Origin of the sequence: Pseudomonas sp. C32, assembly GCF_030417915.1 — a bacterium.
In the GTDB taxonomy this organism is placed as follows: domain Bacteria; phylum Pseudomonadota; class Gammaproteobacteria; order Pseudomonadales; family Pseudomonadaceae; genus Aquipseudomonas.
Genome location: NZ_JAUHUK010000006.1, coordinates 31,378 through 43,788, shown reverse-complemented (window position 1 = coordinate 43,788; position 12,411 = coordinate 31,378). Strand labels below are relative to the sequence as shown.

Genomic DNA, 12,411 nt, shown 5'->3' with positions numbered 1-12,411 from the left:
GGTTGATCTCCTTCCTCATAAACATCAGCACACACCCTTCCCTGTAGGAGCCCGGCTTGCCGGCGATGGCGATCTTACGGACGTCATCGCCGGCAAACCGGGCTCCTACAAAGGGGTTTGCGGTGCACTCGGGCCAATCGGGTTACTTGGCCCAGCGCCGCAGGTCCGACGGGGTGTAGTCGTCGGTCTTGGCGGCGAAGCCGACGCGCATCGGTTCGGTCTCTTCGTTGGCCAGGCCACCGGCGTAGTAACGCCCGGAGATCAGGTCATAGGAGGTTTCCAGCACGTTGTAGGTGAAGCCATGGTCGTACTGCTGAATCGCGTGCAGTTCGCCGCTGCGCCACAGTTCGCCGCGACTGTCGTACTGGTCCGACTGCGCGATCTGCCAGCTGTCCTCGTCCACATAGAACCGGCGTTTGGCGTAGATGTGCCGGGCGCCAGGCTTGAGGGTGGCTTCCACCACCCACACCCGATGTTTCTCGTAACGAGCCAGGTCCTGGTTGACGTGATTGGGTTTGATCACGGCGTCGTACTTGAGGTCGCGGCTGCCGATTTTGTAGCTGTTGTACGGGATGAACAGCTCCTGCTTGCCCACCAGTTTCCAGTCGAAACGATCCGGTGCGCCGTTGTAGCCGTCGATGTTGTCGGCGGTGATCAGGCCGTTGCTGTAACGGGCGCTGTTGTCGTACGCAATCATCGGCGCGCGGCGCACGCGACGTTGGCCCGGCAGGTATTGCCAGGCGGAGCGCGGTTCCGCGACCTGGTCGATCGGTTCATGCACCAGCACCGCTTCACCGGACAAACGCGCCGGTTCCAGCACTCGGCTCTTGAACATGAACAACACGTTGTTGCCCGGTTCCAGCCCGCCCACGGTGTCGGCGAAGTTGATCAGCGACTGGTTGCGCACGTAGCTGGTGGCACCGTTTTCGCGCACCAGCGCCGAGCTACTGATGCGCTCGTAACTGCCGCCGCGGTAACGGGTCATGTGGTTCCACATCACCTCAAGACCTTCGGTGGGCAGCGGAAACGGAATGCCTTTGGCATAGTCATGCAAACCGTTACCGCCATCGGCCATGCTGGTTTTGGCGACGTTGTCGCGGCTCACCGCCAGCACCTCCTTGGGCAGGTTGGCGCTGCGATGGGTCGGGTAGATGTTCATCTTGTAGGTATCGGGAAAACGCTTGAACAGCGCGATCTGCCCGGGGCTGAGAAATTTCTCGTACTGCGACAGGTTCTTTGCGGTCACGGTGAACAATGGCTTTTCAGCGGCATACGGATCGCTGTAACCGCCCTTGCTGTCGACGGTGCCGGCGTTGCTCGTCAGGCCTCCGGTCCAGGCCGGAATGCTGCCGTCGGTGTTGGCCGCCATTTCCGAGCCCATGGGTGTCAGGGTCTTGCCCAGGGCCGCCGAGTCGGTGCCTTTGGCCTGTGCCAGGCCCACGGTGCAGGCCAGGGCCAGCACGCACATTTGCATACGCATAACGGTTCTCCTTAGAAGTCTGCCTTGAAGCTGACGGATGCGAAGTCGCGGTCGTCGAGGGTGCTGTAGTCGTTGGAACCGAAGAACGTGTTGTAAGCCAGTTCCACGCTGTAATCGTTCATGTAGACGCTGGTCAAGCTGACGCCCAACGCTTGCTGGCCTTCCTGGAACGGCCCTTGCGGATCGTACGAATAGCCCTCGACGTCATGCCGCCAGTTGACGGCCGGAATCAGGTTGATGCCCGGCAACACGTCGCTGTATTCCAGGCTGGCGCGCAGGCGATAACCCCACGACCAATCGGTGGCAAAACCCTTGTCGGTGCAGTACTGATTGGTGACGCCCGAGGCGGCGGTGTTGCACGGTGTGCCGTTGCGCGTCGAACTGCGGCCGAACGCGGCGTTGCGGCCCAGACGCTCGTCACCCAGATCGTCGATGTGCACGACACCGGCTTCACCAAACAGGCTCAGTCGCGTGGCACCCAGAATGTTGTCAATGGCCTGGGTCGCCGAAGCGGTCGCCTGCCATACGCCCTTGCGCTCCCACGCGTCAAAACGGTTGCCGCGGTTGACGTTGAACCCGGGCGGCAGTTGCACCCAGGAACTGCCCGCCGCACCGGAGATCACCGCGACGTTGACGTCCGGCGCGTTGATCGCCAACGGCATGTTCGGGCGATAACTCACTTCACCGGCGAGGGAAATCCCGGTGATCGGCTCCACACCATTGAGGCTGATGCCGTACAGACGAATGTCTTCCGGAAACGCCGCCGCGTAGCTCGGTGCCTGGATGCGGCCGGGGAAGGTTCCGCGAATGGCGGTGTTTTTCGCATCGAGGGTGAAGTACGGCAGACGCGAGTGATAGTTGATGAAGTAGACCGCCGCTTCGGCATCGTTCAGCGCCGGGATCATCTGGCGCAAGGCGAAGCCGAACTGGCCATTGTCGGACGGTGATTCGTTGCCACGGGACGTCGCATACAACCCCGACGCCTGCATCTGTTGATCGGTCTGCACCTGGCTCAGGTACAGCGGCCCACAGCCCTTCTGGATCGCATCGCTGCTGGCGAAGAACGTGCCGCAACCGTCGAGCACGCTGGGACGCCAGTTGTACTGGTAGAAGCCTTCGAGGTTGGTGGTGTCGGTCAGGCCGAAGCTGAAGGAAATCATCTCCACTGGCAACTGGCCTTCCTTGATTTCTACACCAGGTCGGTTGAACGCCGAGACGTCCAGCGGGTTGATCACGTTGATGCCGTTCTGGATCAGCAGCGCCTCGCCCCAGGACAACACCTGGTTGCCGACTTTCACGTTCAGTGGGTGCTCGGCGATCTGGAAATCTTTCCAGACGTACGCATCGAGCATTTCAAAGCCCTTGAACTTCGACAGGTCATCCCAACCCGAATCGTCGAAATCCTTGAAGCGTCCCTGCCGGGTTTCGTAGGCATGGTCGTACCAGTATTTGAAGCGAACGAACGCCCCCTGGCCCTGGCCATCGAGGCTGAAATCGGTGAGGCCCTTGAAGACCTGGGAGATGGGGTCGCCGTCCTCGAAGTTCAGCCGGTTGTCGTCGGCACTGACGCTGCTGCCATTGGCTCTCACGCCCTGCGCTTGCAGGGCGTTGGCGCGGGTCATCAGGCTTTTGTCAGGGCTTTGCGTGGACCAGCTGCTGCCCACGGACAGACTGGTCTTGGTCGACAGGCTCCAGTCTTCGTTGAGGTCGAAGGTGGTGGCGGACGCAGGGCCCGCGAGTACAGCAAGCACCGCCAGTGCAAGGGGTTGCGGGCGGGTGTGGCCAAGCCGGGTCAGTCGTTGGCGGACTGGGGCTGTGGCCGAGCGGTTTTTTATCATTATTAGGCTCCGGTCAGGGTTGCTCAGCTCTGACACGGTGCCTAAGTGTCAGCCATGACACGCAAGCGATGGCTGACAAAAAGTAATCATTGGGGGTTGGTTCAGGGTTTTGTGCATGCACAAATTATTCGAACGGCACCCAACCTGTAGGAGCAAGCTTGCTCGCGATGAGGCCGGTGCATCCAACATCGATGTTGACTGACAGACCGCCATCGCTGGCAAGCCAGCTCCTACAGTGTTTGCGTCGAACACAAATGATTCGCACGACACCAAGCCTGTAGGAGCAAGCTTGCTCGCGATGAGGCCGGTACATCCAACATCGATGTTGACTGACAGGCCAGCTATCGCTGGCAAGCCAGCTCCTACAGGTTCGAAGTACAGTCACAAAACCCAGATCGGCGCCAAGGCTACAACCCCAACCGAAACTGCTTGGGCGTAATCCCGAACTGTTTGCGAAAGGCCCGAATAAAATTACTCGGTTGCCGATACCCAAGGCGTTCGGCAATCCGCTCGATAGGCTGATCCCCTGCAGTCAACCAATGCCGCGCCATTTCCAGGCTGTCGCTGCGGCTGTGTTGCGCGGCAGACGCTTGCCAATGCCGCAACATGCCCTGATGCAAAAACGGATTGGCCCCCAGCAGCGTTTCATCAAGCCAGGCCAATGGCAGGCTCAGACACGGATGCGGCCCTTCGCGCACATCGACACCGACGCCACGCAACCACTGGCCAGCGGCTTGCTGCGCCGTCAGGCTGACGCTGGCAAACACCTCGCCGGGTGCCCGTCCAAGGCGCCGGGCAATGTTGCGCACCAGGCTCAGCGTCGCGGCGTCCAGGCCAAAAAAGTGCGGCTGCCGATCCGCGCTGCGCAGGTGCAGCCGCGCCTGTTCATTGGTCTCTTCAACTTCGGCGATCACGTAGTTGGTCACCCGTGGCAAAAACTCGGTGAAGCACTCAAGACTCGCACGCAGGGTCGCGGCGGAGTCCAGCAGAATGTTCAAGCCCTGCAACGTGGTGGTCGCCATGCCATTGACCAACTCGCAGCCGAAAGAAGCCCCCGCGCCCGCACGTTCGCATTCATTCCACAGGCGTTCGACCAGATGCGCAGGCACATGCGTCCCCTGCCCGTCCAACAGGGAAAGACTGATTCCGGCGCGCTCCAGCAATTGTTCCTCACACAGCCCGGACTGCCCGGCATGGCTGAGAATGGTGCGGGTGAAAGCACTGGAAATAAACGGTTGGCTGGTCATGGCAGGCTACGGCGAGAAGACAGGCATGTACTTATGCCAGTGTCTGTGATATCGATCCAATGCATTAAAAGTATCCGCTGAATGCAGGAGACGCATGATGGATCTACGACAGCTCCGCCACCTCGTGGCACTGGCCGATTACCGAAACTTTGGCCGCGCCGCCGAGGCGATCAATCTCAGCCAGCCTGCCTTCAGCCGCAGCATCCAGACCCTTGAACGGGACCTCGATTGCGCCCTCGTTGAGCGCAGCAGCCGCGAGTTTCGCCTGACCGGCCAGGGTGAGTTGGTGCTGCAACATGCCCGTCGTCTGCTCGCGGGCAGTCAGGCGTTGCACAACGAACTGACCCAGTACAACGGCCTGACCGGCGGTGAGCTGAAATTCGGCTGCGGCCCCTACCCGGCCCAACTGCTGGTGCCCGAGGCGCTGGCGGAATTTATCCAGGCGCACCCCGCGATCCGCATCAGTTTTGATCAGGGCGATTGGGAACAACTGGCGTTGTGGCTGCGCGAACAGCAGATCGAATTCCTGGTGGCGGACTCGCGCTACTTCACCGGTGATCCGCAGTATCAGGTGCACGTATTACGTCCCCGGCGCGGGCGGTTCTTTTGTCGTGTCGGTCATCCTTTGGCCCAGCGTGAAAACCTGTCCCTGCGTGCCCTGCTCGACTATGCGGTGGTCGGCACACGCATCCCGCCGATGATCCGCAAGATCCTCGCCGACGTGCAGGGCGAACCGGACTTCAACCCCAGCGTGGAGTGCGCGCAATTCGACGCGATTCGCCGCGTGGTCATGCGCTCCGACGCGGTGGGGATCGCCACAGTGGAAGCCCTGGCTGAAATGGTCGATCAAGGCCTGATCTGTTTCCTGGAGTTTTCCGACGTGCCCAAGGATGATCCCGGCCTGCAACTGCATTACGGCATCGTCAGTCGTGCCGGGCATTCCCTGACACCCGCAGCGCTGGCAATGGTCGATGCGATCCTGAGCGTTGACCGGCGTTTGCTGGCGTCGAATTAAGCGCGATCTCGGTGCCTGACAGCGCATTTGTGGCGAGCGAGCTTGCTCGCGCTGGGTTGCGCAGCGACCCCAAAAAACTGGCGCCTGCTTCGCAGTCCCAACGGGAGCAAGCTCCCTCGCCACAAATGATTATTCGCACGTGAATAAGTGAAAATCAGGCACGCCGTGCCAGCGCCTGCAACGCCCGCGGCTCGCCCAGGGCGCGCAGCAGACAATGCATCGCTTCTTCGCGACTGCGTTCAAAGCGATAGCGGGCCTCGATGTACAGCGCCAGTTTCAGCTCCACCGGTTCATCCAGTGGCAGCGGCACTTGCTGCAATCCCAGCACCGTGGCGACGCGGCTCGGCAGGCTCATGCCGAAGGGCTGGCGGTCGGCAATCAGTTTGGCGGCCAGCGTGCTTTGGGTGCTCATCGCCAAGGTCCGGCGCAGGCCTTTGAGGCCAAGCTGCAAGTCCACCGGGCTGAGCCCGTCGCGGCGGCTGGAGATCTGAATCTGCGGTTGTTCCAGATAGGCTTGCAGGGAACGCGGTGGTTCCTTGAGCGCCGCGCCATAAGCGAACACGTAATGGTCGGCCGGCAGCGATTGCTTGTGCAGGCCGGCGAGCCCGGCCAGGGGCTGGTCGAGGTCGATGAGGATATCGAGTTTGCCGCTGGCCAGGTCCTGCAAGGCGTCGCGGCGCCGAGGCTGAAAGTAGCGCACCTGCCAGTCGGCGTGGGGCGATTCGAGCAAGGCATCGAGCAACACCGGTTGCAGACAATCCAGACAACTGATGCGCAGCAACGGGTTGTTCTGCCGCGCAGCGGGGATCATGCGCAAGCCATCGCGCAACGACTCCAGCGCCGCTCGCACGTAATCGGCCAGACGATGGGCGACCAGTGTCGGCGTCACCCCCAGACGACTCTTGATGAACAGCGGGTCGCCGCACAATTCGCGCAGGCGACGCAACGCATTGCTCATGGCCGGTTGCGACAGGCACATCACCTCGGCGGCACGGGTGACGCTGCGCTGCTGGTAGATCGCATCGAAGGCAAGCAAAAGGTTCAGGTCGAGCTGGCGTAAATCAAGCATGGTCTTGCTCCGGCAAATCGCTTAACGTCGGGCAGCCTAACCAGTGTTCCGAAACAAGCTGTGAGCCCTACATGACAAAAAGCGATCAGCCATTGCACGTTCAACCCTCAGCCAATGCGTTCTACGCCCCGACGTTGCTGCCGGCCATTGAAGAATTGCTCGCACGCGGGATTGCCCGTGAACGCATCGAAGACCTGTTTCGTCGCAGCCTGTTCGAATTGCGCACGCCGTTCATGCGCATACCGCTGTTCATGTCGCGACGCTTTTGGGCGTTTGCCCTGGAGCAGACGGGCGATCCGTTGATCGGTCTGGCGGCGGGTCGGCGCTTCGTTTCCACCGCCACCAATGGTCTGACCTATCTGTTCGACGTGGCTGCCTCACTGGACAGCGCCTGTGAGTATTTCGTGCGTTTCTTTCCGTTTTTCAACGGTCACTTTCAAGCGCAGATCGTGCGCGGTGAAAACAGTGTCGAGTTGCGCCTGCTCGACTGCGGCAGCGTCAAGACCCCTGCGGCGACCGCCGACTACATCCTCATCAGCCTGTGCAGCATGTTGCGGCGAAAATTCCTCGCCAGCGGGCTGGAGCGCGATCCGGTGCTGGGTGTCAGTCTGCCCGGACCCGCCCCCGCCAATTCTCAGGAACATGAACACGCCTTGCGCGCCACCGTGCAATGGCAGCAACCGCACTATTCGATTCACCTCGATCCTCAGCTGTTCGTCATCGCACTGACACCGGGCAATCATGAGCTGGAACAAACCCTGGTCGAACTGCTGGAGCAGACCCGGCGCAACAGCGAGCCCACCTTGCTGGAGCAAGTCAGCGACTACCTGATCGCCGATCTCGCCGATGCCAACTGGCAGCAGTTTTGCGCCGCCCATCATTTGCTCGAACGCACTGCAGCCCGGCGCTTGAAGGCACTGGGCTGGAGTTTTTCAGAGTTGCTGGATGAATACCGTCGCTGCCGCGCTGAAGACTTTTTGCAAGCGGCGGACCTGGAGTTGGTAGAGATTTCTGACCGGTTGGGCTACAGCGATGTGCAGAGTTTCAACCGTGCGTGTTTGCGGTGGCTGGGTTGTGCGCCGGGTGTGTACCGGATGCGCCGAAGCAAATAAGGTAGGGAGAACCGCGTCATGCGGTTCGCCCCGACAGGGTAATCAGGATTATTGATCGGATTTGATGGCGGTCCAGACTCGTGTGCGGACACGTTCGAGTTTTTGCGGCAACGGCTGCACGACGTAGAGCGTCTTCAACGCTTCGCTGGTCGGCGTCAGGTTCGGGTTGCCGGTGATCTCCTTGTTGATCAGCGGCAGCGAATCCTTATTGACGTTCGGGTATCCGAGGAAGTCGCTGATCGGTGCGATCACTTTCGGGTCCATCAAGTGATTGAGAAACTCGTGGGCTTCGGCAACGTTCTTCGCACTTTTTGGAATGGCGAACGTATCGAACCAGATCGGCGCGCCTTCTTTCGGCAGGCGCCAATCGACGACAACGCCGTTGCCCGCCTCTTTGGCGCGATTGCCGAATTGATAGAAGCTGCCGGAGTAGCCGATGGCGACGCAGATATCGCCGTTGGCGATGTCAGTCATGTATTTGGCCGAGTTGAAGTAGGTCACGTAAGGGCGAACCTTCAGCAGCAGCGCCTTGGCTTTTTCGTAGTCATCCGGGTTCTGGCTGTTCGGGTCCAGCCCAAGGTAATGCAGGGCGATCGGCAGGATCTCCGACGGTGAATCGAGCATCGCTACGCCACACGACTTGAGCTTTTCCATGTTCTCGGGCTTGAACACCAGGTCCCAGCTGTCCACCGGCGCGTTTTCGCCCAATGCGGCCTTGACCTTGGCCGGGTTGAAGCCGATCAACACGGTGCCATACATGTATGGCATGCCGTACTGGTTGCCGGGGTCGTTCTTGTCCAGCAGCTTGAGCAGGGCCGGGTCCTGGTGCGCCCAGTTCGGCAGTTTCGACTTGTCGAGTTTCTGGAACACGCCCGCCTTGATCTGGGTTTCGATGAACTGGTTCGACGGCACTACAAGGTCGTAGCCCGAGTTACCGGTCAGCAACTTGGCTTCGAGGGATTCGTTGGTGTCGAAGGTGTCCCAGGTCACTTTGATCCCGGTGTCCTTGGCGAAATCCTTGGGCACGGACGGCAGGATGTAATCCGCCCAGTTGTACACACGCAATTCGCGCTGTTCGGCGTACACGGCACTGGCCAGCAGCGACAACCCGCAAACAGTGGCGCCCAGTATGCGTTTCATTGTGTCCATGGATTTTCCCCAAGTGTGGCGTGAGTTCGATGGTTTTTATGTTCTGTACACGGCAGCGGCCTTGAAAATGGCCAAGGGCAAGGATCTGGAGATTCTAGTTGTGGTTTGGGTGGTCGTTGCACTATCGGCAACCGGTGCCTGATTCTTGCCGACGGGGTGGCCGGAGCACAGCGTGGGGTTGGCCAAAAGGGGATCGTAATGGCCAATTTTGCTGTCCGGATGGATGCCACCGTCCCGATGAGGCGAACCCATCATCGCAGTGACACCCGATTCAGTGATTGAGCTGCGCTGGCTACAACCCTGGCAAAGCGCGCCAGGCCGGATTCTCGATCAGCACCGCCATGCCCTGCCCGCCGCCGACACAGGCGGCGGCAATGCCGTAACGCAGGTTGTGTGCGCGCAGTTGCCGGGCCAGGGTCATCACCAGGCGCAAGCCGCTGGCGGCCAACGGGTGACCGAGCGCAATTGAGCCGCCGTGGACGTTGAGTCGGGAACAGTCCAGTTCCAGCGCCTGCGCCACGGCGAGCACTTGGGCGGCCTGGGCTTCGTTGATTTCGAAGCGGTCAATCTGATCCAGATTCAGACCGCTGCGTTGCAACAACAGGCGGATGGCCGGTGCCGGACCGATGCCCATGAACTCCGGCGCCACCCCCACCACGGCGCTCGCTCGCAGCAACGCCAGCGGCGTATCCCGACAGGCCGAAGCCGATCCGACCAGCGCCGCTGCGGCACCATCGACCACCGCACAACTGTTGCCGGCGGTTTGTACGCCCCCTTCGTGCACGGCGCGCAACCGGGCCAGTGCGGCGACATCGCCGGGGCGCGGATGGCTGTCTTCACTCACCGCTTCGATGCCGCGTGGCAGGCGAATGCTGCGCGGCTGATAGCCTGGCAGCTCAAAGGTTTGAGCACTCACGGCAACGATCTCGGGCGCCAGCCACCCCGCTTGCTGCGCCGCGAATGTGCGCTGATGGCTGGCACACGCGTAGGCGTCCACGGCGTCGCGGCTCAAGCCATAACGCCGCGCCAGGTTATCGGCGGTGGTGATCATGTCGACACCGGGAGCCGGGTCGTACAGTGCCTCCCACAGAAAATCCTTGAACTGCACCTCGGCACCCAGGCGAAAGCCACCGCGATGGGTGTAGGCCGCAATCGGATTGCGTGACATCGATTCGGCGGCCACGCACAGCGCCAGTTGCACGCCGTCATCCAGTTGCCTGGCGGCCTGGTGCAGCAGTTCGAAGCCGGTGGCACAAATACGCTGCACCCCCAACGCCGGAACCGATTGCGCCACGCCGCTGTAGAGGCCGATGTGCCGAGGCAGCATGTAGGCATCGAAACTGGCCTGGGCCACGGAGCCTGCGAGCACGCTGTCGACCGCCAGCGGATCGACATTGGCGCGGGCCAGCACTTCGCGTCCGACCTTGATGCCCAGGTCGATCGGCGAAACCTCGGCCAACGCACCGCCGAGGTCCACCCACGGCGTGCGCAGCGCATCGAAAATCGCCGCATCGGCAAAAGCCGAATACTGCCCGTTACCGCTCATGATTTCGCACCCGCGCGCAAAATGCTCGGATCGAGCCCGCGATACAGCGCCTCGACCTTTTCCGCACGCCACTGCAATACCGCACGCTGATTGATCGAGCCCTTGTCGGTGATTTCACCCCGGTCAATAGACGCCGGCTCGTCGAGCAAGGCGATCCATTCCAGCCGACTGGCATTGCCCGTGGCCTCGCGATTGAGCCGCTGCAACCAATCGGCGAACCACTCGCGCACCGGCGCACTGGCCAACACTTCGCTGTCGCTGGCACTCGCCGCCAACCCTGACAGCCGTCGACATTCGAACATCCGCGCAAACACCAACGCGCCCAGGCACTCGCGATCCGGCGCGGTCACCACCAGGTCCTGAACATACGGCGAACCTTCGAGCACCGCACGATTTCGCAAAGGCCCGACGCTGACAAACACCCCGGACGACAGCTTGAAATCTTCAGCGATGCGCCCGTCGAACATCAGCCCCAATTGCGGATCACGCGGATCGGCAAGCTTGAGCGCATCACCGGAACAGTAATAGCCCTGCGCGTCGAACGCTTCGCGCGTCTGCTGCGGTGAGCGCCAGTAGCCGGGCATGATGTGCGGCCCGCGAAAGCGCCCTTCCAGCTTGCCGTCCACCGGCACCAGGCGCACCTCGCAACCGGGTGCCGGCAGGCCGACATAACCGGCCATGGACAACGGCCCGGTGGTGAAGGTGCAGGACGGCGAAGCCTCGGTCATGCCGAGCCCGGCCATCATGCGGATACGTTCACCGCAATGCTGTTCGCTGACGCGGTCGAGGCGGTCCCAGACGCTTTGCGACAGACCGGCCGCGGCGAAGAAAAACAGACTGATGCGCTTGAAAAAAATCTCGCGCAATTCGGCGTCCTGCTCCAGCGCCGAAGCCAATTCTTCCCAGCCTTTGGGCACGGTCAGGTAGGCGGTCGGCGACACGTCTTTGAGATTGCGCAGGGTTTGCGCAAAACCTTGCGCCGTCGGTTTACCGTCATCCAGGTAAAAGCTGCCGCCGTTGTACAGCACGATGCCGACGTTGTGACTGCCGCCGAAGGTGTGGTTCCACGGCAGCCAGTCCACCAGCACCGGCGGTTCTTCGCCGAACACCGGAAACGTCTGCAACAGCATCTGTTGGTTGGAGCACAGCATGCGCTGGGTGGTGATCACCGCTTTGGGCAGTTTGGTCGAGCCGGAGGTGAACAGGAACTTGGCGATGCTGTCCGGTCCCGTACCGGCAAACGCGGCTTCGGCCTCGGCAGCACCCGGTTGTTCAAGCAGGCTGGCAAAACTGACCTGGCTGCGCCCGGCGATTTGACCACGAACCGTGATCAAAGGCGTTTCAGTCGGCAGCACCGCCTCGATGGCTCGCTGGTACGCCGCCGCATCGCTGACGAACACCAGGCCGGGTTGCAGCAAGTCGCAGACGTGCCGCAGTTTCGCGAAATCCTGGGACAGCAGCGAATAGGCCGGGGACACCGGGCAGTAGGGAATGCCCGCATACAGGGCGCCGAACGCCAGTTGCAAATGTTCAATGTCGTTGCCCGAAAGCAGCACCAGCGGTTTCTCTGCGCACAGGCCATAACTGAGCAAGCTCTGGGCAATGGCGCGAACGCTGTCGAGCATCTCGGCGTAGCTGACGCGGCGCCACTCACCGTCGGCCTGGCGGGCGGCGATGAAGGTTTGCTCGGGACGCACGTTGGCCCAATGCACCAGGCGATCGAGCAGTCGTGGCGGACACTCGGCCAATGGCTCCAGGGAACGCATGTGCAATGCGCCCTGCTGCTCTGTCACCTCGACCGCGGCGCGACCGATCGACACGTGACGATAGCGCGGCGCGCTGGCTTCGGTGTGGGGTTGCGATCTGAATTCGGAACTCACGTGCTTGTTCTCCATCAAGGCACGCTACCACCAAGCCGCACGAATGGGCATGGTGGTGGCTGCAGCCTTCTTATT

Annotated in this window: 10 protein-coding genes; 3 read left to right on the top strand and 7 right to left on the bottom strand. The window is 61.5% G+C overall.

Annotated features, from left to right (window positions below; genetic code table 11):
• Window positions 1-142: 142 nt before the first annotated feature.
• The 3 genes from QYH43_RS08805 to QYH43_RS08795 all read right to left on the bottom strand — a co-directional run bounded on the left by QYH43_RS08805 (window position 143) and on the right by QYH43_RS08795 (window position 4,565).
• Complete coding sequence (locus QYH43_RS08805) at window positions 143-1,480, bottom strand: DUF1329 domain-containing protein (RefSeq protein ID WP_301156895.1); 1,338 nt, start codon at window positions 1,478-1,480, stop codon at window positions 143-145.
• An 11-nt stretch (window positions 1,481-1,491) separates the two neighbouring features.
• A complete protein-coding gene (locus QYH43_RS08800) occupies window positions 1,492-3,318 on the bottom strand; it encodes a DUF1302 domain-containing protein (protein WP_301156894.1) in 1,827 nt (608 codons plus the stop codon).
• Window positions 3,319-3,725: 407 nt separating this feature from the next.
• Window positions 3,726-4,565, bottom strand: coding sequence for an AraC family transcriptional regulator (locus QYH43_RS08795; RefSeq protein ID WP_301156893.1), 840 nt, complete (start codon window positions 4,563-4,565; stop codon window positions 3,726-3,728).
• Window positions 4,566-4,662: 97 nt separating this feature from the next.
• On the opposite strand from QYH43_RS08795, the gene QYH43_RS08790 reads away from it, so the two are divergent.
• A complete protein-coding gene (locus QYH43_RS08790; RefSeq protein ID WP_095056888.1) occupies window positions 4,663-5,580 on the top strand; it encodes a LysR family transcriptional regulator in 918 nt (305 codons plus the stop codon).
• Window positions 5,581-5,734: 154 nt separating this feature from the next.
• On the opposite strand, the gene QYH43_RS08785 is transcribed toward QYH43_RS08790, so the two are convergent.
• Entirely contained in the window at window positions 5,735-6,649 is a 915-nt protein-coding gene (locus QYH43_RS08785; RefSeq protein ID WP_095056889.1) for a LysR family transcriptional regulator, read from the bottom strand.
• A gap of 71 nt (window positions 6,650-6,720) precedes the next feature.
• Between QYH43_RS08785 and QYH43_RS08780 the strand changes: the two genes are divergently transcribed.
• A complete protein-coding gene (locus QYH43_RS08780; protein ID WP_095056890.1) occupies window positions 6,721-7,761 on the top strand; it encodes an AraC family transcriptional regulator ligand-binding domain-containing protein in 1,041 nt (346 codons plus the stop codon).
• Window positions 7,762-7,809: 48 nt separating this feature from the next.
• Here QYH43_RS08780 and QYH43_RS08775 read toward each other — a convergent pair whose 3' ends face one another.
• Window positions 7,810-8,910, bottom strand: coding sequence for a polyamine ABC transporter substrate-binding protein (locus QYH43_RS08775; RefSeq protein WP_301156892.1), 1,101 nt, complete (start codon window positions 8,908-8,910; stop codon window positions 7,810-7,812).
• Here QYH43_RS08775 and QYH43_RS08770 point away from each other — a divergent pair.
• Window positions 8,891-9,052 carry a hypothetical protein gene (locus QYH43_RS08770; RefSeq protein ID WP_159953413.1) on the top strand — a complete coding sequence of 54 codons (162 nt, stop codon included), beginning with the start codon at window positions 8,891-8,893 and terminating at the stop codon, window positions 9,050-9,052. The two genes, QYH43_RS08775 and QYH43_RS08770, sit on opposite strands and share 20 nt — an antisense overlap.
• Before the next feature lie 150 nt (window positions 9,053-9,202).
• On the opposite strand, the gene QYH43_RS08765 is transcribed toward QYH43_RS08770, so the two are convergent.
• The gene (locus QYH43_RS08765) at window positions 9,203-10,456 is read right to left on the bottom strand and encodes a thiolase family protein (RefSeq protein ID WP_301156891.1); all 1,254 of its coding nucleotides are present in this window, start codon (window positions 10,454-10,456) and stop codon (window positions 9,203-9,205) included.
• Window positions 10,453-12,336, bottom strand: a complete 1,884-nt coding sequence (locus QYH43_RS08760; protein ID WP_301156890.1) for a feruloyl-CoA synthase — start codon at window positions 12,334-12,336, stop codon at window positions 10,453-10,455. The genes QYH43_RS08765 and QYH43_RS08760 overlap by 4 nt, the downstream gene beginning before the upstream one ends.
• Window positions 12,337-12,411: the final 75 nt, after the last annotated feature.

Excerpts from the sequence above, each read along its gene's own strand:
- QYH43_RS08805 (WP_301156895.1), bottom strand. The coding sequence starts at position 1,480 with ATGCGTATGCAAATGTGCGTGCTGGCCCTGGCCTGCACCGTGGGCCTG.
- QYH43_RS08800 (WP_301156894.1), bottom strand. The coding sequence starts at position 3,318 with ATGATAAAAAACCGCTCGGCCACAGCCCCAGTCCGCCAACGACTGACC.
- QYH43_RS08795 (WP_301156893.1), bottom strand. The coding sequence starts at position 4,565 with ATGACCAGCCAACCGTTTATTTCCAGTGCTTTCACCCGCACCATTCTC.
- QYH43_RS08790 (WP_095056888.1), top strand. The coding sequence starts at position 4,663 with ATGGATCTACGACAGCTCCGCCACCTCGTGGCACTGGCCGATTACCGA.
- QYH43_RS08785 (WP_095056889.1), bottom strand. The coding sequence starts at position 6,649 with ATGCTTGATTTACGCCAGCTCGACCTGAACCTTTTGCTTGCCTTCGAT.
- QYH43_RS08780 (WP_095056890.1), top strand. The coding sequence starts at position 6,721 with ATGACAAAAAGCGATCAGCCATTGCACGTTCAACCCTCAGCCAATGCG.
- QYH43_RS08770 (WP_159953413.1), top strand. The coding sequence starts at position 8,891 with ATGCGTTTCATTGTGTCCATGGATTTTCCCCAAGTGTGGCGTGAGTTC.
- QYH43_RS08775 (WP_301156892.1), bottom strand. The coding sequence starts at position 8,910 with ATGGACACAATGAAACGCATACTGGGCGCCACTGTTTGCGGGTTGTCG.
- QYH43_RS08765 (WP_301156891.1), bottom strand. The coding sequence starts at position 10,456 with ATGAGCGGTAACGGGCAGTATTCGGCTTTTGCCGATGCGGCGATTTTC.